The 21,382-nt window shown below is 61.6% G+C and carries 18 protein-coding genes; 14 read left to right on the top strand and 4 right to left on the bottom strand.

From position 1 onward, the window contains the following. The first annotated feature begins 112 nt into the window (after positions 1 to 112). Positions 113 to 2,962, top strand: coding sequence for an RNA polymerase-associated protein RapA (rapA, locus tag NPS46_RS03515; RefSeq protein WP_274104997.1), 2,850 nt, complete (start codon positions 113 to 115; stop codon positions 2,960 to 2,962). A gap of 74 nt (positions 2,963 to 3,036) precedes the next feature. Here the strand turns inward: rapA and NPS46_RS03520 are convergent, their stop codons facing one another. Further along, on the bottom strand, positions 3,037 to 4,383 hold the full coding sequence (locus tag NPS46_RS03520) for a spinster family MFS transporter (RefSeq protein WP_274104998.1): 1,347 nt from the start codon (positions 4,381 to 4,383) through the stop codon (positions 3,037 to 3,039). A 287-nt stretch (positions 4,384 to 4,670) separates the two neighbouring features. On the opposite strand from NPS46_RS03520, the gene NPS46_RS03525 reads away from it, so the two are divergent. After that, entirely contained in the window at positions 4,671 to 6,944 is a 2,274-nt protein-coding gene (locus tag NPS46_RS03525; RefSeq protein ID WP_274104999.1) for a putative bifunctional diguanylate cyclase/phosphodiesterase, read from the top strand. On the opposite strand, the gene NPS46_RS03530 is transcribed toward NPS46_RS03525, so the two are convergent. Beyond that, on the bottom strand, positions 6,835 to 7,731 hold the full coding sequence (locus NPS46_RS03530) for an NAD(P)-dependent oxidoreductase (RefSeq protein ID WP_274105000.1): 897 nt from the start codon (positions 7,729 to 7,731) through the stop codon (positions 6,835 to 6,837). The genes NPS46_RS03525 and NPS46_RS03530 overlap by 110 nt on opposite strands. Before the next feature lie 196 nt (positions 7,732 to 7,927). Here NPS46_RS03530 and NPS46_RS03535 point away from each other — a divergent pair, with 196 nt between their 5' ends. After that, entirely contained in the window at positions 7,928 to 10,132 is a 2,205-nt protein-coding gene (locus NPS46_RS03535; RefSeq protein ID WP_274105001.1) for a hypothetical protein, read from the top strand. A gap of 386 nt (positions 10,133 to 10,518) precedes the next feature. On the opposite strand, the gene NPS46_RS03540 is transcribed toward NPS46_RS03535, so the two are convergent. Beyond that, a complete protein-coding gene (locus tag NPS46_RS03540; RefSeq protein WP_274105002.1) occupies positions 10,519 to 10,824 on the bottom strand; it encodes a DUF2288 domain-containing protein in 306 nt (101 codons plus the stop codon). Between the two features lie 380 nt (positions 10,825 to 11,204). Between NPS46_RS03540 and NPS46_RS03545 the strand changes: the two genes are divergently transcribed. The 9 genes from NPS46_RS03545 (at position 11,205) to NPS46_RS03585 (ending at position 18,906) form a co-directional block, all read left to right on the top strand. After that, a complete protein-coding gene (locus tag NPS46_RS03545; RefSeq protein WP_274105003.1) occupies positions 11,205 to 12,323 on the top strand; it encodes a branched-chain amino acid ABC transporter substrate-binding protein in 1,119 nt (372 codons plus the stop codon). Positions 12,324 to 12,556: 233 nt separating this feature from the next. Beyond that, the gene (gene livH / locus NPS46_RS03550; RefSeq protein ID WP_274105004.1) at positions 12,557 to 13,480 is read left to right on the top strand and encodes a high-affinity branched-chain amino acid ABC transporter permease LivH; all 924 of its coding nucleotides are present in this window, start codon (positions 12,557 to 12,559) and stop codon (positions 13,478 to 13,480) included. Continuing rightward, a complete protein-coding gene (locus tag NPS46_RS03555) occupies positions 13,477 to 14,733 on the top strand; it encodes a high-affinity branched-chain amino acid ABC transporter permease LivM (RefSeq protein WP_274105005.1) in 1,257 nt (418 codons plus the stop codon). The genes livH and NPS46_RS03555 overlap by 4 nt, the downstream gene beginning before the upstream one ends. Further along, positions 14,730 to 15,497 carry a high-affinity branched-chain amino acid ABC transporter ATP-binding protein LivG gene (livG, locus tag NPS46_RS03560; RefSeq protein ID WP_274105006.1) on the top strand — a complete coding sequence of 256 codons (768 nt, stop codon included), beginning with the start codon at positions 14,730 to 14,732 and terminating at the stop codon, positions 15,495 to 15,497. Before NPS46_RS03555 ends, livG begins: the two co-directional genes overlap by 4 nt. 1 nt (position 15,498) lies before the next feature. Then, positions 15,499 to 16,200: an ABC transporter ATP-binding protein gene (locus tag NPS46_RS03565; RefSeq protein WP_274105007.1), complete on the top strand. Its 702-nt coding sequence runs from the start codon at positions 15,499 to 15,501 to the stop codon at positions 16,198 to 16,200. Between the two features lie 206 nt (positions 16,201 to 16,406). Beyond that, positions 16,407 to 16,712 (top strand): DUF2282 domain-containing protein, encoded by a 306-nt coding sequence (locus tag NPS46_RS03570; protein WP_274105008.1) that lies wholly within the window; start codon positions 16,407 to 16,409, stop codon positions 16,710 to 16,712. Positions 16,713 to 16,763: 51 nt separating this feature from the next. Beyond that, a complete protein-coding gene (locus NPS46_RS03575) occupies positions 16,764 to 17,633 on the top strand; it encodes a DUF692 domain-containing protein (protein ID WP_274105009.1) in 870 nt (289 codons plus the stop codon). Beyond that, on the top strand, positions 17,630 to 18,400 hold the full coding sequence (locus tag NPS46_RS03580) for a DNA-binding domain-containing protein (RefSeq protein WP_274105010.1): 771 nt from the start codon (positions 17,630 to 17,632) through the stop codon (positions 18,398 to 18,400). Before NPS46_RS03575 ends, NPS46_RS03580 begins: the two co-directional genes overlap by 4 nt. A gap of 2 nt (positions 18,401 to 18,402) precedes the next feature. Beyond that, positions 18,403 to 18,906, top strand: a complete 504-nt coding sequence (locus NPS46_RS03585; protein ID WP_274105011.1) for a DoxX family protein — start codon at positions 18,403 to 18,405, stop codon at positions 18,904 to 18,906. 3 nt (positions 18,907 to 18,909) lie between these two features. Here NPS46_RS03585 and NPS46_RS03590 read toward each other — a convergent pair whose 3' ends face one another. After that, positions 18,910 to 19,824 carry a LysR family transcriptional regulator gene (locus tag NPS46_RS03590; RefSeq protein ID WP_274105012.1) on the bottom strand — a complete coding sequence of 305 codons (915 nt, stop codon included), beginning with the start codon at positions 19,822 to 19,824 and terminating at the stop codon, positions 18,910 to 18,912. A 103-nt stretch (positions 19,825 to 19,927) separates the two neighbouring features. On the opposite strand from NPS46_RS03590, the gene NPS46_RS03595 reads away from it, so the two are divergent. Then, the gene (locus NPS46_RS03595; RefSeq protein ID WP_274105013.1) at positions 19,928 to 20,527 is read left to right on the top strand and encodes a short chain dehydrogenase; all 600 of its coding nucleotides are present in this window, start codon (positions 19,928 to 19,930) and stop codon (positions 20,525 to 20,527) included. A 103-nt stretch (positions 20,528 to 20,630) separates the two neighbouring features. Continuing rightward, the gene (locus NPS46_RS03600; RefSeq protein ID WP_274105014.1) at positions 20,631 to 21,302 is read left to right on the top strand and encodes a COG3650 family protein; all 672 of its coding nucleotides are present in this window, start codon (positions 20,631 to 20,633) and stop codon (positions 21,300 to 21,302) included. Positions 21,303 to 21,382: the final 80 nt, after the last annotated feature.

The following is a 21,382-nucleotide window of genomic DNA, read 5'->3' on the forward strand; positions in this document are numbered from 1 at the left end:
CAAGCCGCGTCTGGCACCTATGCTCAATCCAAGTTTTTTCTACGAGTCTTTTGGTCGCGGGGCATCGATTCCGTTAACATAGCCGGCTTTTTCAAGGCGGGAGTCAGGCAGCATGGCGCAGCAGTATCAACCGGGGCAACGCTGGATCAGTGACAGCGAAGCCGAGCTAGGTCTAGGCACCGTTCTGGCACAGGACGGTCGCTTGCTGACCGTGCTCTACCCGGCCACTGGCGACACCCGCCAGTACGCGCTACGAAATGCCCCGCTCACGCGGGTGCGCTTCTCGCCGGGCGACACCATCACCCATTTCGAAGGCTGGAAAATGACCGTGCGCGAGGTCGACGATGTCGACGGGCTGCTGGTCTACCACGGCCTCAATGCGCAGAACGAAGTCGTCACCCTGCCGGAAACCCAGCTGTCGAACTTTATTCAGTTCCGCCTGGCCAGCGACCGTCTGTTCGCCGGGCAGATCGACCCGCTGAGCTGGTTCTCCCTGCGTTACCACACCCTCGAGCACACCAGCCGCCAACTGCAATCGCCGTTGTGGGGCCTGGGTGGCGTACGCGCCCAACCCATCGCTCACCAGTTGCACATCGCCCGTGAAGTCGCCGACCGCATTGCGCCACGCGTCCTGCTGGCCGACGAAGTCGGCCTGGGCAAGACTATCGAAGCCGGCCTGGTCATCCATCGCCAACTGCTCTCGGGCCGGGCCAGCCGTGTGCTGATCCTCGTGCCAGAGAACCTGCAACACCAGTGGCTGGTGGAAATGCGCCGCCGCTTCAACCTGCAGGTGGCCCTGTTCGATGCCGAACGCTTTATCGAGAGCGATGCCAGCAACCCCTTCGAAGACACCCAACTGGCACTGGTTGCCCTGGAATGGCTGGTCGACGACGAGAAGGCCCAGGACGCGCTGTTCGCGGCCGGCTGGGACCTGCTGGTGGTCGACGAAGCTCACCACCTGGTCTGGCACGAAGATCAGGTCAGCCCTGAATACGCGCTGGTCGAGCAACTGGCCGAAACCATTCCCGGCGTTCTGCTGCTGACCGCCACCCCCGAGCAACTGGGCCAGGACAGCCATTTCGCCCGTCTGCGCCTGCTCGACCCGAACCGCTTCCACGACCTGGTGGCCTTTCGCGCCGAGAGCGAGAACTATCGCCCGGTGGCCGAAGCCGTGCAGGAGTTGCTGGACAAGGGCCGCCTGTCTCCAGCCGCGCACCAGACCATCCAGGGTTTCCTCGGCAACGAAGGCGAAGCCCTGCTCGCCGCCGTCAACGATGGCGACACCGAGGCCAGCGCTCGCCTGGTCCGCGAATTGCTGGACCGCCACGGCACCGGCCGTGTGCTGTTTCGCAACACCCGCGCCGCGGTCCAGGGCTTTCCGGAGCGCAAGCTGCACGCCTACCCGCTGCCCTGCCCGGACGAATACCTCGAACTGCCGCTGGGCGAACATGCCGAGCTGTACCCGGAAGTCAGCTTCCAGTCCCAGCCGGACAGCAGCGACGAAGAACGCTGGTGGCGCTTCGACCCGCGCGTCGAATGGCTGATCGACACCCTGAAAATGCTCAAGCGCACCAAGGTCCTGGTCATCTGCGCCCACGCCGAAACCGCCATGGACCTGGAAGACGCCCTGCGCGTGCGCTCCGGCATCCCGGCGACAGTGTTCCACGAAGGCATGAATATCCTCGAGCGCGACCGCGCCGCGGCCTATTTTGCCGATGAGGAGTTTGGCGCCCAGGTCCTGATCTGCTCGGAAATCGGCAGTGAAGGCCGCAACTTCCAGTTTGCCCACCACCTGGTGCTGTTCGATCTGCCGGCCCACCCCGACCTGCTGGAACAGCGGATCGGCCGTCTCGACCGGATCGGCCAGAAGCACACCATCGAGCTGCACGTGCCGTACCTGGAGGCCAGCCCTCAGGAGCGCCTGTTCCAGTGGTACCACGAGGCGCTGAACGCGTTCCTCAACACCTGCCCAACCGGCAACGCCCTGCAGCACCAGTACGGCCCACGCCTGCTGCCGCTGCTGGAACCCGGCGATGACGACAGCGAATGGCAGGCGCTGATCAATGAAGCCCGTACCGAGCGCGAGCGTCTGGAAACCGAGTTGCACACCGGTCGCGACCGTCTGCTGGAACTCAACTCCGGCGGCGCCGGCGAAGGCGAGGCACTGGTCGAGGCGATCCACGAGCAGGACGACCAGTTCGCCCTGCCGATCTATATGGAAACCCTGTTCGATGCCTTCGGCATCGACAGTGAAGACCATTCGGAAAACGCCCTGATCCTCAAGCCCAGCGAAAAGATGCTCGACGCCAGCTTCCCCCTGGGCGACGACGAAGGGGTCACCATCACCTACGACCGCAACCAGGCGCTGTCACGCGAAGACATGCAGTTCATCACCTGGGAACACCCGATGGTGCAGGGCGGCATGGACCTGGTGCTGTCCGGCTCCATGGGCAACACCGCCGTCGCGCTGATCAAGAACAAGGCCCTCAAGCCAGGCACCGTGCTGCTGGAGTTGCTCTATGTCAGCGAAGTGGTTGCCCCACGCTCGCTGCAACTGGGACGCTACCTGCCACCGGCCGCCCTGCGCTGCTTGCTGGACAGCAACGGCAACGACCTGTCGCCACGGGTCGCGTTCGAAACCCTAAACGACCAACTCGAAAGCGTGCCCCGGGCCAGCGCCAACAAGTTTATCCAGGCCCAGCGCGACAGCCTGACGCCACGGATCAACGACGGCGAAGCCAAGATCGCCCCGCGCCATCTCGAGCGCGTGGCCGAAGCCAAGCGCCGCCTGGCTGCCGACACCGATGAAGAGCTGGCGCGATTGACCGCCCTGCAGGCCGTCAACCCGACCGTGCGCGACAGCGAACTGGACGCCCTGCGCAAGCAGCGTGAACAGGGCCTGGCCATGCTCGATAAAGCGGCCCTGCGCCTGGAAGCGATCCGCGTCCTGGTGGCTGGCTGATTCAGCACCGCAGCACCCATAAAAAGGCCCGCGCAATGCGGGCCTTTTTTATGGGTCGGTTTTATCGGGCCGTGTCAGACAGCCGCCGCGACTGCTGCCGGCTCCTCCAGACTCATGCCCGTGCGCATGCGTTCGGCATCCTGACTGAAGCTGCGCGCCGCCTGGAACAGAAACAGCAGGGTAAAAAACAGCGCAACCGGAATCAGGTACATCGCATCGTGCAAGCCCACGGCCTTGAATGCCTCAGTCATGTGCTGCGCGCCCGCCGCCTGCATTGCGCCATGGGCAAAGTGATCGGACAACAAGCCCACCACCATCGGCCCCAGGCCACCTCCCAGCAAATACAACCCGGCAAAGAACAACGCCATGGCCGAGGCCCGCAGACGCGGCTCGACCACGTCCTGAATCGCGGTGTAGACACAGGTATAGAAGTTATAGGCAAACAGCCAGCCGACACTGAACACCGCGACGAACACGCCAATCTCGATACGTCCAGCGTGCAGGGCCCAAGCGGTGGCCAGCGTCGAGATCGTCAGGCTAAACCCCGCGAACAACAGCCGCCCATTGGCCACTCGCTGATGGATCTTATCGGCGACCCAGCCACCCAGGGTCAGCCCGAGCAGCCCGGTCAACCCTACGATCACCCCGGTGGCGACTGCCGCCTCCTGCAGCGACATCTGAAAATAGCGCTGCAGCATCGGCACCATAAACGAGTTACAGGCATAGGTGGCAAAGTTGAAGGCCAGCCCCGCCAGCACCAGCCAGCGAAAGGTCGGAATTGCCAGCACCCGGCGCAGCGGCCGGCTGACCGGTGCCTGGGAGACCCGCACGGCTTCGGCGGCCCCGCGCTGCGGCTCCTTGATAAAGAACATAAAGACGGCCAGCAGCAACCCCGGCACAGCGGCAATAAAGAACGGCGCGCGCCAGCTGTCAAATGCCTGGACCATCGCCCCGATGGTGAAGAATGCCAGCAGCAGCCCCAAGGGCAGGCCCAGCATGAAAATCCCCATGGCCCTGGCCCGACGATGGGCCGGGAACAGATCGCCAATCAGCGAATTGGCCGCCGGTGCATAACTGGCCTCGCCAATCCCCACACCCATGCGTACCAATAGAAAAGCCCAGAAGCTGCCGACCAGGCCATTGACCGCAGTCAGCCCGCTCCAGGCGGCCAGCCCCCAGCCCATCAGCTTGCTGCGCGAACCGGTGTCGGCCATGCGCCCAAGCGGCAGACCGGCAATGGCATAGACAATGGTAAAGGCGGTGCCGATCAGGCCAATCTGAAAGTCGCTGAGGTGCCACTCCAGGCGAATCGGCTCGATAATGATGGCGGGAATGGTGCGGTCGAAGAAATTGAACAGATTAGCCAGAAACAACAGGAACAGAATGCGCCAGGCATTCGCCGCTTGGGTCGAGTTCTGCATGGTTCGTCTCTTTTTATTTATTGTTATCGGGCCCGTCGCTAGCGAGCGAGTAATCCTCAATCTAGTCAGGCCTTAGCCAGCTGTCTGCCACCATTCGCGAAGCTGATAGGGTCCGATGGCAATCACTCTCGTTTGCCGGACGTCTAGATCCACCCGCGATAGCCCTCATAACCAAATCATCGCAAGCACTTTGCCATTAAGGCTTGCGGCTCACGGCCAGCTTCTATACTGCGATCATTCGTGCGCGCGCGTCATGGCAACGCAGCCCAAATGAACAGGGGCGAGTTATGGAAGGACTTGGTCTGAATTTCCTCTCCGAGCTTCCAGGGAATGGTCAATTGCTGCTCAATTGCAGCCACAACCCCTTTCTGGTGCTGTTGGCGTATCTCGTCGCCTGCGCGGCCAGCTTCGCCATGCTGGACATGAGCGAGCGGGTCGGCCACGCCGAAAGCACCGGCGCCCGGCGCCTGTGGATCTGGGTCGGTGGCGGCTGCCTGGCCGGCGGGATCTGGACCATGCACTTCATCAGCATGCTGGCCTTCCAGACCCCCATCGAGATCAGCTACGACCTGACCACCACCCTCGTTTCCCTGCTCGTCGCCCTGCTTGCCTCGTTGCTGGCCTTGCGCACCCTGGGCCATCCCCAACCGCGCACGCGCCATTACCTGCTGGCCGCCCTCTGGATGGGCCTGGGCATCGCCGCCATGCACTACATCGGTATGGCAGCCATGCGCTCGACCGCCGTGCAGTACTACGACCCCCGGCTATTTGTCCTGTCGGTGCTGATCGCCGTCGGTGCCAGCCTGGCCGCGCTGCTCCTGGCGCGTTACTTCAGCAATGGCAGCGGGGTCATGCACCAACTCCTCAAGTTCTTCGCCACCCTGGTGATGGGCGGCGGGATCGTCAGTATGCACTTCACCGGCATGTGGTCACTGAGCCTGGTGGTACCACCGGGCAGCGACCTGCAACTGGCCGCCGGCAACAACCATGTGCAACTGAGCCTGACCATCGCCCTGATTGCCCTGTTGATTATCGGCAGCAGCATCAGCGCCGCGGTGGCCGACAAGAAACTGCAACACACGGAACACGACCTGCGCCGGGTTAACACCCTACTCAGCCAGTTGGACCAGGCACGGGTTTCACTGCAGCAGGTGGCGCACTACGACGCCCTGACCAACCTGATCAATCGCCGCGGCTTCAACCAGATCTTCGCCGAAAAACTCAGTGAGCGAGAGGCAAACGGCGGCATGCTGGCGGTGATGTTCCTCGATATCGACCATTTCAAGCGCATCAATGACAGCCTCGGCCACGATGCCGGCGACGAGCTGCTCAAAGTCATCGCCCAGCAGATCAAGAACGCCATCCGCAGCCACGATGACGTGGTCGCACGCTTTGGTGGCGACGAATTCTGCATCCTGATCAGCCTGCGCAATCGCGAAGAGGCCCGGGGCATGGCCCAACGCATGATGCAAAAGATGAAGGAGCCGATTGAGCTGGGCGGACGCCGCATGGTCATGACCACCAGTATCGGCATCAGCATTTTCCCGGACGATGGCCGTACCTGTGAGGAACTGCTGAAAAATGCTGACCTGGCGCTCTATCAATCCAAGGGCAACGGCCGCAACTGCCTGCATTTTTTCAGCAGCAACCTCAAGGCCAAGGCCACCCTGGAACTGCAACTGGAAGAGGAACTGCGCCACGCCCTGCGCACCGAGACCGAATTGTTGCTGTACTACCAACCGATCTTCGAGCTCGCCAGTGGCCGGGTGACCAAGCTCGAAGCCTTGGTCCGCTGGCAGCATCCCTTACACGGTCTGCTCAGCCCCGACCGCTTTATCGCCATCGCCGAAGCCAACGGGCTGATCGCCGAACTGGACAACTGGGTCCTGCGCCGAGCCTGCCAGGACCTGAGCCTGTTATCGCGCCATGGCGGCGCGGACCTGAAGGTCGCGGTCAACTGCTCGGCCCTGAACCTGATGCGCGAGGAACTGGTCGATGAAATCCAGGCGGCCCTCGGCGCTGCCGGCCTGGAACCGCAGCGCCTGGAGCTGGAAGTCACGGAGAACGCCCTGCTGGGCAATATCGATGAAACCCTGCTGTTGCTTCAGCAGATCCGCCGTCTCGGCGTTTCGCTGTCGATCGATGACTTCGGCACCGGCTATTCATCCCTCGCCTATCTGCGGCGCCTGCCGCTCAACACCCTGAAGATCGATCGCTCGTTTATCCAGGACATTCCCGGCGCCACCCAGGACCAGGAAATCGTCCAGGCCATCTTGATCATGGCCCACACCCTGCACCTGCAAGTGGTGACCGAAGGCGTGGAAACCGTCGAGCAGTATGAGTTTCTGCAACGCTACGGCTGCGACTTCGTACAGGGTTACCTGCTAAGCCGCCCGGTACCTCTGCACGAAATACAGCCAATCCTCGACCCACTCAATCGTCCTCAGACGCTCACGTCGCAGATTCGGGCTCGCGATACATCTGCACCAGGGTCGACGGATCCTTTTGCAGGTAGCCCTGACTTGCATGCAGGCGCATCAGTTGGGCGGCCAGGCCGCTAAGGGGCGTTGCCGAGCCCTGCTCGCGGGAGAATTTCACGGCACTATCCAGGTCCTTCAATAACGTACGCACATGCCATTTCACCGGTTCGAAGCGACTTTCGGCCATTTGCGGGGCCAGAATCTGCAACGGCCTGGAATCGGCAAAGCCGCCGGCCAACGCCTCGGCGATCAAGCCGGCCTCGACGCCCGCCTTCTCGGCCAGGGCAATAACTTCGGCGATCACCAGCGCATTGCAGGCGACGATCATCTGGTTGCACGCCTTGGTCACCTGCCCGGCGCCGACGGCGCCCATATGCGTGACCCGCTGGCCAAGATGCTCGAGAACCGGGCGTACCCGTGCCAGATCCACAGCCTCACCGCCGACCATGATCGCCAGGCTCCCGGCCTCGGCGCCCGGCGTCCCACCGGACACCGGTGCATCCAGCCAGGCCACTCCGCAGCCCGCACGCAGCTCGGCGGCCATTTCCCGGGTTGCCGTTGGCTCCAGACTGGAGAAGTCCACCAGCACCTGCTCGGGTCGCCCCGTCTGCGCCACTCCGTCGGCGCCAAACACCACCTCGCGCACCGCAGCCGTGTCGGCCAGGCACAGCAGGACGATATCGACCTGCTCGCAGAGCTCGGCCGGTGTGACCGCTTGTCGCGCCCCGGCGGCCACCAAGGGCGCACATTTATCCGCCCCGCGGTTCCAGACCACCAGCGGATAGCCTGCCGCCAGCAGGCGCCGGCACATCGGCAAACCCATCAAACCAATACCCGCAAAACCCAGGGTCGGTAATAAAGTATTCATCAATATTCCTTGTTCGATTAAAGAACGCCGCGCTTTGGCCGATCCAACAGAAGCCCTACAAGGATTCCCCCTAGAGATCCTAAGGTTAAACCCTATCGCTCACGCCAATATCCCACGGTAAAGTCGTGACTTCCTACTCCGTGATGGCTCGATGACATCTACTGACGGGCCCACCAGTCCAGGCACATGGCGCACAATGACCACTAAAAACATCCCGGCCACTACCGTATCCGAACTGCCTGTGGCAACGCCTGCGGAGAAGCCTTCCAGCCCGAAACGGACGCTGTCCAATTCACGCTCCCTGGCAGCCCAGCAGTACCTGTACTTCACCGAGACCAACACGGATCGTATTCTCGACAATCTCGACGGCCTGCGCGACATGGTATTTCCTCGCGCACCGCACCTTGAGGATGACAGCGAGAATCGCCGCGAGCAGCAGTTTCCCTCGGTCTGCCTGATCGGCCTGGGCCGTTGCGGCTCGAATATCGCGCTGGATGTCGCGGAACTGGTCTACAACGCCCGCAAGTTCTACCTCAACGAATTCAACAACGACGATCGCTCCCCGGTCGACCAGGGCTACAGCCCCGGCCAATGGATCCGCAACAACCTGCGCCTGGTACAGAACAAGGCCACCAAGCCGGTGTTCCTGGTGGAACCGCTGGTGATGCTCGGCGACCTGGACAAGGATATCGCCGGACGTATCCGCTTCTCGCGCAAGGGCGAAAAAAGCGGCTTTATCCGCGACTACAGCAAGATGAAGATCATGGACCTGTCGGAAGTCCATGCCGGTGGCGCCGGTAACGCGCCGATCCTGGGTCAGTACCTGGCCAAGATCATCCTGAACAAGGACACCCAGCGCTTCTCCAGCCCCGACTGGAAAATGATCCACTCCTACCTGATCGATTCCTGCGGGATCAAGGCCAACCAATCGCGCCTGTACTTCTCGATCTTCAGCGCCGGTGGCGGTACGGGTTCGGGCATGGCCTCGGAATTCGGCCTGGCCCAGCAGTATTCGTACATGAACAAGACGTTCGACACCAAGCCGGCCGACGAGCACGACAGCAAAAGCGGCCATTCCTTTGTGTTCGAGCCGATCTTCACCAGCGGCATCTGTGTCCTGCCGAACATTTCCGATCACCGTAGTGAAATGTCGGAAGCGCTGCATATCAACGCCGGTCGCCTGCTTTGCAAGTACCTGTCCGAAGAGTGGGACTTCTCGTACAACTTCGACAATGAAGACAGCAGCGAAGCCAGCGTCATGGGCCGTATCCGCCCATGGAACGCCATGATGCTGATCTCCAACGACATCATGCGTTACGCCGAAGAAAACGATGACGGCAATATCCAGAACATTGATGTCAATGCCATGGAGAAACATGCTAACCAGTACATCTCGCAGCAGATCTTCAACATTCTGACGGCCCAGGCCGTGACCACCGACTACGACCAGAACTACTTCCGTCGTGCCGGCATCGATATCGGCGAAACCATCCGCCTGGACGCCAACGATCTATTTATGAGCCTGGCCGGCCCCGTGGCCATTGCCTACGCAGAATCCGTGGTCCCGGAACAGCCGGTGCCATCGGGCGACAAGTTCAAGGTCTTCGAGAAAGAGCCGCAGCGCCTGAATATCGACGACCTGTTCTTCCGCTCCATCGACCTGCCGCACTTCAACAAGGTGACCCAGTCGATCGAAGGCATCAGCCTGCTGCCGATCGAGTCCAAGCGCTATCGCTCGGCGCTGGAGCAGTACAAAGCCTCGGGCTACGACGCGGCGGCCCTGCATGACCTGCACTTTTTCAAGAACTGCTCGTCGGTGGTGTCCATCGTCTCGCTGCCAAAAGACTACAAGCTGTCCTATATGGACCTGAACCGGCTCAAGACCCACCTCAACAGCCTGTTCCCCAACACCACCCTCAAGCGTTATGCCCTGGTAATCGGCGCGTCGGCCAACCTCTCGCTGACCACCCTGATCGCCAAGAGCCCGTGCCTGAGCGATGATTTCCTGACGCTGATCGTGGCCTTTATCAAGCGCTGCTTTGCACGCAATCCATATCGCTTCGACGACACCCTCGACAACGCGATGCTCGAATACATCACCCGTGACGAGTTCGACGAAAACCATCTGGACGAGTTGCTCAACGAGTTCGAGAACCCGGCGAAGATCCTCGATACCAACTGGTATGCGATCAAACCGATGTACGAGAAAAAGTACCGCGAGCTGATCACCGACAAAGATAAATTCGTTTCGATCAACGATATTCGCCTGTCCCGTGATTGCGTGAAGAAGGCCATCAAGTACCTGCGCGAGATCTATCGTCACCGCATTGGCAAGACCAAGGTCATTTCGCTCAACAACCACACCGGCAAGACTGCCGTGGTTCCAGAGCGGGTGTTCTAAAGCGACTTGCTGGCAGCGGTTGCAAGGGGCCTGGCCCTTTGTCGTCGCTGCCGTGGCGCGGCGTGCGAGCGCAGGGTTACGCGCAAAACCCGACGCTGAAATATGCCTGGAAGATCGTGCCGGGTGTTTGATGCACGCCGCACGTCCGCACGTCGCCTTGGGCAACGGCTACAGGGCGGCGTAGCCGACGCCCGCCAGGCGCGGCACAATCAGCAACGCTCAACCACGCCCCCAGACAATCCCCCACAACAACCGCGCGCAACGGCGTTTGACGGCTGGGGTGTTTCACCACGGCAATGGGCCACTATTGCAATGGCGCAGTTACGGACCTACCCACCCCTGGCGCAAAAACGCATAAGCCTTGCGCACAATAATGATGCACGAACTCAGCTTGGCGCCCTTTCCTGGATCATCACCCAGGGCGAGACCACCACGGCCCACAGGCTCGGATCACGCTCGAAAAGATCATGCGCCCGCGTTTCAGACACCTTGGCCAATTCGCCGCTCGCCAGCCAGGCACTGACCTTGTCCGCCTGATTTTCGGCCATGGCCTGCGCCGCCGTGATCAGATCCAGGGAGGGCTCGACCCACAATAGGGCACCCCGGGCAAAGAAGGGCTGCAACTCCTCCCAGCGAATCGATGCGGTTTCACCAAGCAGCTTGGCATAGAGGGTGCTAGGTTCTTGAGTCATGGGTTTCCACCGAAGAAGTAAACACGGCAATGATAGCGTCGCTCCTTCGGTAGAAAAACCCAGATGCAATTGAGGAATTGATCCAAGTGATCAGAAAAAACAGGGATTGGCGCTGAAAATCGCACTATCTGGATGTATCTCAGCCATCAAACCGGCGCTTTTCTGTCTCTTTGTGTCAATTACGCGACATGCTTCGGTGTTGTCCCCAGCCGCCCGCTTTTCAAGCGATAAATGGGCGCTCTACACTGTACCGGTACAGTTGCCGGGGGGATGACCGGGGTTGGCGCGTTGCGGCAAGGCCGCACAGCATCTATCAGACCCGGTCCTGCTGCCTTGGCCGCCAGGACTCTAAAAATTACAACAGCAAGAGTGGAGCACTAATGACTAAGCAGATTTCCAAACTGTTCGCCGCTATGGTTCTGGCCGGGGTTGCCAGCCATTCTTTCGCTGCTGACACCATCAAGATTGGTATCGCGGGTCCAAAAACCGGCCCGGTCGCTCAGTACGGCGACATGCAGTTCAGTGGCGCAAGAATGGCCATCGAGCAAATCAACGCCAAGGGCGGCGTCGACGGCAAGCAACTGGTCGCTGTTGAATACGATGACGCTTGCGATCCCAAGCAAGCCGTAGCCGTGGCCAACAAAGTGGTCAACGATGGCGTCAAGTTCGTGGTCGGCCACCTCTGTTCCAGCTCCACTCAACCGGCTTCGGACATCTACGAAGACGAAGGCGTGATCATGATCACCCCAGCCGCCACCAGCCCGGACATCACCGCGCGGGGCTACAAGATGGTCTTCCGCACCATCGGCCTGGACAGCGCCCAGGGCCCGGCAGCCGGCAACTACATCGCCGACCACGTGAAGCCTAAAGTCGTGGCCGTGCTGCACGACAAGCAGCAATACGGTGAAGGCATCGCCACCGCCGTGAAGAAAACCCTGGAGTCCAAAGGCACCAAGGTTGCCGTGTTCGAAGGCATCAACGCCGGCGACAAGGACTTCTCCTCGATGATCGCCAAGCTCAAGCAAGCCAACGTCGACTTCGTCTACTACGGCGGCTACCACCCGGAGCTGGGCCTGATCCTGCGCCAAGCCCAGGAAAAGGGCCTGAAAGCCAAGTTCATGGGTCCGGAAGGCGTGGGTAACGACTCCATCTCGCAGATCGCCAAGGATGCCTCCGAAGGCCTGCTGGTCACCCTGCCTAAATCCTTCGACCAGGACCCGGCCAACAAAGCCCTGGTAGAAGCCTTTGCCGCCAAGAAGGAAGACCCGAGCGGCCCGTTCGTGTTCCCGTCCTTCTCGGCCGTTGAAGTGATCGCCGAAGGCATCAAGCAAGCCAAGAGCGAAGACCCGGCCAAGGTGGCTGAAGCCATCCACGCCGGTACCTTCAAGACCCCAACCGGCGAGCTGAGCTTCGACGAGAAGGGCGACCTGAAGAACTTCAAGTTCGTGGTCTACGAATGGCACTTCGGCAAGCCTAAAACCGAAGCCTCCCCTCAGTAAGGGGCGGTTGCATCGCTGATAACGAAGCCCACGGCGCAAACCGTGGGCTTTGTTTTACGGAATATGGGCCGCGCTACCGTGATCCGGCAGCCGACCCACCTGAAAATCTTCAAAACCGTCACCAGCGGTTCGCTGGCATGTGACCCGAATCCGAAATGGGTGAAAACCCGTGGGGCCCGGGCCGGGAATGACTCCACCAGTGAAATGCGTTTCAGGTTTTTAGGAGCTTTGTAATGCCTGACCTCTATCACTTCTTCCAACAGCTGGTTAACGGCCTGACCGTTGGCAGCACGTATGCCCTGATCGCCATCGGCTATACGATGGTTTACGGCATCATTGGAATGATCAACTTCGCCCACGGCGAGGTGTACATGATCGGCTCCTACGTGGCGTTCATCGCCATCGCCGGGCTGACCATGATGGGACTCGACAGCGTTCCCCTACTGATGACCGCTGCGTTTATCGCGAGCATCGTCGTGACCAGTGCCTACGGCTACAGCATCGAACGGGTCGCCTACCGCCCGCTGCGCGGCAGCAACCGCCTGATCCCGCTGATTTCCGCCATCGGCATGTCGATCTTCCTGCAGAACACTGTGCTTCTGGCGCAGGACTCCAAGGACAAATCGATCCCCAACCTGATCCCGGGGAATTTCTCCTTTGGGCCAGGCGGCGCCCAGGAAGTCCTGATCTCCTACATGCAGATCGTGGTCTTCGTAGTCACCCTTGTCGCCATGCTTGGCCTCACCTTGTTCATCTCCCGTTCACGCCTGGGTCGCGCCTGCCGCGCCTGCGCCGAAGACATCAAGATGGCCAACCTGCTGGGTATCAACACCAACAACATCATTGCCCTGACCTTCGTCATCGGTGCCGCGCTGGCCGCCATCGCTGCCGTGCTGCTCAGCATGCAGTACGGCGTGATCAACCCCAACGCCGGCTTCCTGGTTGGCCTTAAAGCCTTCACCGCAGCCGTACTGGGCGGTATTGGCAGCATCCCCGGCGCCATGCTCGGCGGGTTGGTGCTGGGCGTCGCCGAAGCCTTCGGCGCGGATATCTTCGGCGATCAGTACAAGGATGTGGTGGCCTTCGGCCTGCTGGTCCTGGTGCTGTTGTTCCGTCCGACCGGCATTCTGGGCCGTCCGGAGGTTGAGAAAGTATGACTAGGAATCTTAAATCGGCGCTGTTCAGCGCCCTGCTCGTCTGGGCAGTCGCCTACCCGGTCCTCGGCCTGAAACTGACCATTGTCGGGATCAACCTCGAAGTCCACGGCACCAGCAACAGCACCCTGATCGTCATCGCCCTGTGCTCGGTGCTGATGTTCCTGCGCGTGCTGTTCAACCAGCAATTGAGCGCGGCCTGGAAAGCCTCGCCCAGCATGCCGCTGATCCCGGCCAAGGCCAGTAACTTCCTGACCCTGCCCAAGACCCAGCGCTACATCATCCTGGCCTTGATTGCCGGGGCACTGGTCTGGCCGTTTTTCGGCTCGCGCGGTGCGGTGGATATCGCCACGCTGATCCTGATCTACGTGATGCTCGGCCTGGGCCTGAACATTGTGGTCGGGCTGGCAGGGCTGCTGGACCTGGGGTATGTCGGCTTCTATGCCGTCGGCGCCTACAGCTATGCGCTGCTGTCGCACTACTTCGGGCTGAGCTTCTGGATCTGCCTGCCGATTGCCGGGATGATGGCGGCCACGTTCGGCTTCCTGCTGGGATTCCCGGTGCTGCGCCTGCGCGGTGACTACCTGGCCATCGTGACCCTGGGCTTCGGTGAGATCATCCGTCTGCTGCTGCGCAACATGACCGACCTGACGGGCGGCCCGAATGGCATCAGTAATATCGAGAAACCGACCTTCTTCGGCCTGAGCTTCGAGCGCAAGGCCGCCGAAGGCATGCAGACCTTCCACGAGTTCTTCGGTCTGCCGTACAACTCGATCAACAAGGTGATTTTCCTCTACCTGGTGGCGTTGATGCTGGCGCTGCTGGCGTTGTTCGTGATCAACCGGTTGCTGCGCATGCCAATCGGGCGCGCGTGGGAAGCCCTGCGCGAAGATGAAATCGCCTGCCGGGCCCTGGGCCTGAACCCGACCGTCATCAAGCTTTCGGCCTTCACCCTCGGCGCCTGCTTCGCTGGTTTTGCCGGCAGCTTCTTCGCCGCGCGTCAGGGGCTGGTGACACCGGAGTCGTTCACCTTTATCGAGTCGGCGATCATTCTCGCCATCGTCGTACTGGGAGGCATGGGCTCGCAGCTGGGGGTCATCCTCGCTGCCGTGGTGATGATCCTGTTGCCCGAGCTGATGCGTGACTTCAGCGAGTACCGCATGTTGATGTTCGGCGCCTTGATGGTGCTGATGATGATCTGGCGTCCACAAGGTCTGCTGCCCATGCAACGCCCTCATATGGAGCTGCGCAAATGAGCCGCGAGATTCTGAAAGTAGAAGGTTTGAGCATGCGCTTCGGCGGCTTGCTCGCGGTCAATGGCGTCGCCCTGACCGTGAAGGAAAAACAGGTGGTGGCATTGATCGGGCCGAACGGCGCGGGCAAGACCACGGTGTTCAACTGCCTGACCGGCTTCTACAAGCCGAGCGCTGGCAGCATCCTGCTCGATGGTCAACCGATCCAGGGCCTGGCTGGCCATGAGATTGCCCGCAAGGGCGTGGTCCGCACGTTCCAGAACGTGCGCCTGTTCAAGGACATGACCGCCCTGGAAAACCTGCTGATCGCCCAGCACCGCCACCTCAACACCAACTTCCTGGCGGGCCTGTTCAAGACCCCGGCCTTTCGCAAGAGCGAGCATGATGCGAAGGAATTCGCCGCGTACTGGCTGGACAAGGTCAACCTGCGTGAGTTCGCCAACCGTACCGCCGGGACTCTGGCCTACGGCCAGCAACGACGCCTGGAAATCGCCCGCTGCATGATGACCCGTCCGCGGATCCTCATGCTCGACGAACCGGCGGCCGGCCTGAACCCCAAGGAAACCGAAGACCTCAAGGCGCTGATCAGCGTGCTGCGCGAGGAGCACAATGTGACGGTGTTGCTGATCGAACACGATATGAAACTGGTCATGAGCATTTCCGACCATATCGTCGTGATCAACCAGGGCACGCCCCTGGCCGACGGCACGCCGGAGGAGATCCGCGACAATGCTGACGTGATCAAAGCCTATTTGGGGGAAGCGTAAAATGCTGCAGTTCGAAAACGTTTCCACCTTCTACGGCAAGATCCAGGCCCTGCACAGCGTCAACGTGGAAGTCCGCCAGGGTGAGATCGTCACGCTGATCGGCGCCAACGGCGCTGGCAAATCGACCCTGTTGATGACCCTGTGCGGTGCTCCCCAGGCCCATAGCGGTAGCATCCGCTATATGGGCGAAGAACTGGTCGGCCAGGAGTCGGCGCGGATCATGCGCAAGAGTATTGCCGTGGTCCCGGAAGGCCGTCGGGTGTTTGCCCGCCTGACCGTGGAAGAGAACCTCGCCATGGGCGGCTTCTTTACCGACAAGGCCGACTATCAGGAGCAGATGGACAAGGTCCTGCACCTCTTTCCGCGCCTGAAGGAGCGCTTCAACCAGCGCGGCGGCACCATGTCCGGCGGCGAACAGCAAATGCTCGCCATCGGCCGGGCGCTGATGAGCCAGCCCAAGCTGCTGCTGCTCGATGAACCGTCGCTGGGCCTGGCACCGATCATCATCCAGCAGATCTTCGACATCATCGAGCAACTGCGCCGGGACGGTGTCACGGTGTTCCTGGTGGAGCAGAACGCCAACCAGGCGCTGAAGATCGCCGACCGTGCCTATGTCCTGGAAAACGGCCGGGTGGTGATGCAAGGCACTGGCGAAGCGTTGCTGACCGATCCAAAAGTGCGAGAAGCCTACCTCGGTGGTTGATCGCTAACGCCGCTGTCCAAAAGCCCCGACTGGTTCGGGGCTTTTTTATACCTGCTGTCCTCTCGCCCTTAGCGCAGCTGCTGCCACCCGGCTGCAGAGGTTCTCTCGGGGATTTCTTTATCCCGCGCTGTAACAATCCCGCCCCTCGGCTCTCAAGTAAGGCAGCAAGGCCATTAATGCCTGCCCAACCTGAACGGAGCACGACCATGAACACACTCACCACCCGCACCCTGTCCGCCGCCACGCTCGCCCTGGCCCTGGGCTCGGCCCTGAGTATCGCCGCCCTGCCGATGAACGCCCATGCCGCCGACGATATGGAGAAATGCTTTGGCGTCGCCCTCAAAGGCAAGAACGATTGCGCCGCCGGGGCCGGTACCACCTGTGCAGGCACCTCCAAGCTCGACCATCAAACCAACGCCTGGAAGCTGGTGCCCAAAGGCACCTGCGAGAAAACCGCCAGCACCACTTCGCCCACCGGCTTTGGCCAACTGGCCGCCTACAAGGCCAAGTAACCGAACACTGTCAACCCGACCACACTGCCCAACCCACCGCCCGAGCCGCCCATGACCCGCCACCTGCAGCGCCCTCACACTCCGGCATTGGCAAGGCACGCGGGCCTGGGCCTCAAGCCCGAGCACTTTGCCCAGATCCTGGGCACGGTGCCGGACCTGGGGTTCTTCGAGGTTCACGCGGAAAACTACATGGTCGCCGGCGGTCCGCTGCACCATCACCTGGAACAGATCCGCGAACACTATGCGCTGTCACTGCATGGCGTCGGTCTGTCCATCGGTGGCCTGGCCCCGCTGGACCATGAACACCTGCAACGCCTGCATCGGCTGATAGAACGCTATCAACCGGCGCTGTTTTCCGAACACCTGGCCTGGTCCAGCCACGGCCCGCTGTTTTTCAATGACCTGCTGCCCCTGGCCTATGACGTACCGACCCTGCAACGGGTCTGCGCCCATATCGACCAGGTCCAGAACACCCTGCAACGGCCCATGCTGCTGGAGAACCCGGCGACTTATCTGCAGTGGCAGCACTCCAGCCTCGACGAGGCCGAATTCATCGCCGAGGTCATCCAGCGCACCGGTTGTGGGCTGTTGCTGGATGTGAACAACCTGTATGTCACCTGCATCAATCATCAACGCGATCCGCTCGCTTACCTCGCCGCCCTACCACTGGACGCCGTGGGCGAAATCCATCTGGGCGGATTCGCCGAACAAACGGATGAGTTCGCCGCACGCCTGTTGATCGACGATCACGGCGCCGCCATCGATGAAGCGGTCTGGGCCTTGTATCGCCAGGTACTGAACCGCACCGGAGCGGTGGCGACATTGATCGAACGCGATAATCAGGTGCCTGCGTTCGCGGTGCTCCTCGCCGAAGCCCTGCGTGCGCAGCACTATCTGCGCGATTGCGCGGTGGCGCCATGAACCCCCATGCCGATTTCGCCCATAGCCTGCTCGACCCCGAGCGCGCTTGCCCTGCTGGCCTGGGCCGCAGCGACGGGCGCGCGCCCGACAGCCGTTTCGCGGTCTATCGCAACAACCTGCGCAGCGGCCTGGTCAACGCCCTGGCCGATGGCTATCCCGTGGTCGAGCAATTGGTCGGCACCGAATTCTTTCGGGCCATGGCCGCGATCTTCGCCCGCGATTATCCACCCTGCAGCCCGTTGATGATCGACTATGGACAGGACTTCGCCGATTTTATTCAGGGCTTCGCACCGGCCGCGAGCGTGCCCTATCTCGCCGATATGGCCCGCCTGGAACGCCTGCGAGTAGCCGCCTGCCATGCCGCCGACCAGACGGCGCTCAGCGCAGACACCATCGCCCTCACCCTGAGCGCCCCCGATGCCCTCGGCCACTTGCATATCGGTCTCGACGCCAGCCTCGCCACCCTCGACTCGGCCTTTGCCGTGGGCTCGCTGTGGTTGGCTCATCAGGACGGTGGTCAGCCGGAACGGGTCGATCCCATGCGCAGCGAGACCCTACTGATACTGCGCCGCTCGCTGCGCGTGCTGCTGGTGCCCATCGACCGCGCCAGCCATCGCTTTATCCAGGCCCTGCGCCAGGACCTGGACTTTGGAACGGCCGCTGCGCAGACCTGCGAGGATTTCCCAGGGTTCGATCTCAGTGCCTGCCTGGGCTTGTTGATCCGCTACGGCGCCATCACCCACCTCACCCACCCAGAGCGAACCTGAACATGAATACGCCAAGCACACATTCCTCCCTGCCGGTTCGCCTGGTCGAGCGACTGGTGCAATGGCTTGGGCTGATCCCCCACAGCCTGATTGCCTTTATCGCCCGTTTCTCAATCGCCGCCGTGTTCTGGAAATCCGGCCAGACCAAGGTGGAAGGCTTGGCCATCGACCTGCTGTCGGGCACCTTCGAACTGGGCATTCCTCGCCTGGCGGACTCGACAATCCCGCTGTTCGCCACGGAGTACAAAGTGCCGTTGCTGTCCCCCGAAGTGGCCGCGCATCTGGCCGCCTTCGCCGAGCACGGCTTTGCGCTCCTGATTCTGCTCGGCCTGGCCACGCGCTTCTCGGCCCTGGCGTTGCTGGGCATGACCCTGATCATCCAGACCTTCGTCTACCCGGACGCCTACCCGACCCACGGGACCTGGGCGGCCATCCTGCTGTACCTGATGGCCCGGGGACCCGGTGCGCTATCCATCGACCATCTGCTGGCCCGCCGCTTTCGCTGAGACTCAGGCCCGCAATTGGGCCAGTGCCTCGCTGCTGCGTGCGAACCAGTCCACCAGATAGTCGGCCAGTACCTGGGTTCTACGCGGCAGACCGCCTTGGTAGGGATGGACCAGATACACCTGGGTCTGGCGCGTCTGGTAATCACGCAGCAACCAGCGCAAGCGGCCGTCGGCCAGCTCCTGGGGCAATGCGTAGGACGGCAGCCGGGCAATGCCCGCGCCCATCAGCGCGGCCTTTTTCAACAGGCTGTAGTGATTGCTGGCGAAGGGGCCGGCGACGCGCACCCGCAATAGCTCATGCTGACGGTGGTACAGCCACTCTTCGCGCCCGCGGTAATGGCTGTTGAGCAGGCAACGATGAGCCGCCAGTTCGGCCGGGGTCTGTGGTTCGCCATACCGCTCCAGGTACGCCGGGCTGGCGCAGGTCAGCTCCTGCATCAGCAGCAACGGCTTGGCCACCAGGCGCTGGTCGCTGGCGACCTCGGTTCGGATGGCCAGGTCGAAGCCCTCACGGGCCAGGTCACGGAAACTGTTGCTCAGTTCCAGTTCAATCTGCACCTGGGGATAGTCCCGGGAAAATTCCAGCAGCAGGCCATCGAAGAACGTTTCGCCCAGGGAAACCGGCACCGTCATCCGTACCGGTCCTGCCATGTCGTCCTTCAGCCGCGCCAGGGCCTGGCGGGCGCGCTCCACCTGCACCAGCAAGGCCTGGGCCTGGGGCAGCAACGCCGAGCCGGCGGCTGTCAGGCTCAGGCGCCGCGTCGTGCGGTGCAGCAGAGTCACGGCAAAGCGCGCTTCGAGCAGGCTGATGCGCTTGGACAACTGCCCCTTGCTACACCCCAGTTGCTGCGCCGCCAGGGTAAAACTGCCCGCCTCGATCAGTACCGCAAACGCTGCCAGATCATCCAGCTCGCTCATGGATTGTTTCCAATAGAAAACCAAAGGTTGCCTATTAGCACGCTTATCCATGGAAAAAACCACTCTAGACTCAAGCTTCCTACCCCCAACCTGGAACACTCTGATGAAAATCATCCTGATCGGTGCTCACGGCACCATTGGCTCGGCCGTCGACCGTGAGCTGTCGCCCCGCCACGAGATCATTCGCGCTGGCCGCTCCAGCGGCGACCTGCAGGTGGATATCAGCGACAGCGCTTCGATCCGCGCCCTGTTTGAAAAAACCGGCAAGTTCGATGCGTTGGTCTGCGCGGCCGGCAATGTGAACTTCGTACCCCTGGCCGAAATCACCGAACACGACTTTGCCCTGGGCCTGCAAGACAAGCTGATGGGCCAGGTCAATCTGCTGTTGATCGGCCGCGAGTACGCCAATGACGGTGGCTCCTTCACGTTCACCACGGGTGTCCTGAGCCATGATCCGATTCGCAGTGGTACCTCGGCCAGCCTGGTCAACGGCGCCCTCGACAGTTTTGTCAAAGCCGCCGCCATCGAGTTGCCGCGTGGCCTGCGCGTGAACAGCATCAGCCCGAATGTGCTGGTCGAAGCCATGGACAGCTATGCCCCGTACTTCCGTGGTTTCAAACCCGTACCGGCAGCCGATGTGGCATTGGCCTACGCGAAGAGCGTTGAAGGCCTGCAGACCGGCCAGACCTTCCACGTCGGCTAAGCAGCACACAGGGCGTAGTTTTTTGCCCAGCAGATCGACGGGCCGGGCTTGTGGTGAGCAGACAGCCTGCGTAACGTGGCGGCACTTTCCAGGAGACCCCAAGATGCGTGCCGCCCGTTCGTTGCTGATCGTTGCCCTGCTGCCCATTTTCGCCGGATGCCAGGTATTCACCCAGCCCCCGGAAAACCCCAATGCCGGCTTGACCCGGATGCAGGGCGAGTTGACCGCTGCTGGCGGACAACTGCTGTTTCAGCCCTGCCAGGAATCACGCCGTTTCATCATTCACGACAGTGGCAATACCAGCGTCCTGCAGGAAGCCGCGGCCCTGGCCAGTAAACCGGGCAAGCTGTTTGTCGACCTGGGCGGCCGATTTGCCGCCAATCCGACGGCGGGCGCCGATGGCCAGGTCAATCTGCAACGCCTCTACCGCCTGCAACACGAAGGCCCCGGCTGCCAGGACCCGAACTTCAAGCGCCTGGTGCTGCGCGCCAGAGGCCATGAGCCGGAATGGAACGTCAACGTCAGCACCCACGGCATGGTCCTGGAACGCATTGGCCAGGCACCGCTGGCCCTGCCGTACCTGGAAGAGCAGATGGGTGAAGGCCGCTTCAACCTCTCCAGCGAAGCCAACAACCAGCACATCGAACTCTGGGTCGCCCCGCAACACTGCCAGGATGGGAGCGATGGCAGCATCAACCACCTGAGCGCCGAATTGCGAATCAATGGCCAGGTCCAGCGCGGTTGCGCGTATTTCGGCGGCTCGCGCAACGACTGATTCGACGAGCTGCTGTTTTAGCCTGACGGGAAAGGGTCATTGGGGCTTATAATCGCCGGTTTGTGCAACGCCGGCGCGCT

This window comes from Pseudomonas putida, assembly GCF_028682395.1.
Lineage (GTDB): Bacteria > Pseudomonadota > Gammaproteobacteria > Pseudomonadales > Pseudomonadaceae > Aquipseudomonas > Aquipseudomonas putida_AB.

Coding starts and splice junctions, on each gene's coding strand:
- livH (WP_274105004.1), top strand. CDS start 12,557: ATGCCTGACCTCTATCACTTCTTCCAACAGCTGGTTAACGGCCTGACC.
- NPS46_RS03545 (WP_274105003.1), top strand. CDS start 11,205: ATGACTAAGCAGATTTCCAAACTGTTCGCCGCTATGGTTCTGGCCGGG.
- NPS46_RS03570 (WP_274105008.1), top strand. CDS start 16,407: ATGAACACACTCACCACCCGCACCCTGTCCGCCGCCACGCTCGCCCTG.
- NPS46_RS03595 (WP_274105013.1), top strand. CDS start 19,928: ATGAAAATCATCCTGATCGGTGCTCACGGCACCATTGGCTCGGCCGTC.
- NPS46_RS03580 (WP_274105010.1), top strand. CDS start 17,630: ATGAACCCCCATGCCGATTTCGCCCATAGCCTGCTCGACCCCGAGCGC.
- NPS46_RS03525 (WP_274104999.1), top strand. CDS start 4,671: ATGGAAGGACTTGGTCTGAATTTCCTCTCCGAGCTTCCAGGGAATGGT.
- NPS46_RS03565 (WP_274105007.1), top strand. CDS start 15,499: ATGCTGCAGTTCGAAAACGTTTCCACCTTCTACGGCAAGATCCAGGCC.
- NPS46_RS03585 (WP_274105011.1), top strand. CDS start 18,403: ATGAATACGCCAAGCACACATTCCTCCCTGCCGGTTCGCCTGGTCGAG.
- rapA (WP_274104997.1), top strand. CDS start 113: ATGGCGCAGCAGTATCAACCGGGGCAACGCTGGATCAGTGACAGCGAA.
- NPS46_RS03575 (WP_274105009.1), top strand. CDS start 16,764: ATGACCCGCCACCTGCAGCGCCCTCACACTCCGGCATTGGCAAGGCAC.
- NPS46_RS03555 (WP_274105005.1), top strand. CDS start 13,477: ATGACTAGGAATCTTAAATCGGCGCTGTTCAGCGCCCTGCTCGTCTGG.
- livG (WP_274105006.1), top strand. CDS start 14,730: ATGAGCCGCGAGATTCTGAAAGTAGAAGGTTTGAGCATGCGCTTCGGC.
- NPS46_RS03590 (WP_274105012.1), bottom strand. CDS start 19,824: ATGAGCGAGCTGGATGATCTGGCAGCGTTTGCGGTACTGATCGAGGCG.
- NPS46_RS03600 (WP_274105014.1), top strand. CDS start 20,631: ATGCGTGCCGCCCGTTCGTTGCTGATCGTTGCCCTGCTGCCCATTTTC.
- NPS46_RS03535 (WP_274105001.1), top strand. CDS start 7,928: ATGACCACTAAAAACATCCCGGCCACTACCGTATCCGAACTGCCTGTG.
- NPS46_RS03540 (WP_274105002.1), bottom strand. CDS start 10,824: ATGACTCAAGAACCTAGCACCCTCTATGCCAAGCTGCTTGGTGAAACC.
- NPS46_RS03530 (WP_274105000.1), bottom strand. CDS start 7,731: ATGAATACTTTATTACCGACCCTGGGTTTTGCGGGTATTGGTTTGATG.
- NPS46_RS03520 (WP_274104998.1), bottom strand. CDS start 4,383: ATGCAGAACTCGACCCAAGCGGCGAATGCCTGGCGCATTCTGTTCCTG.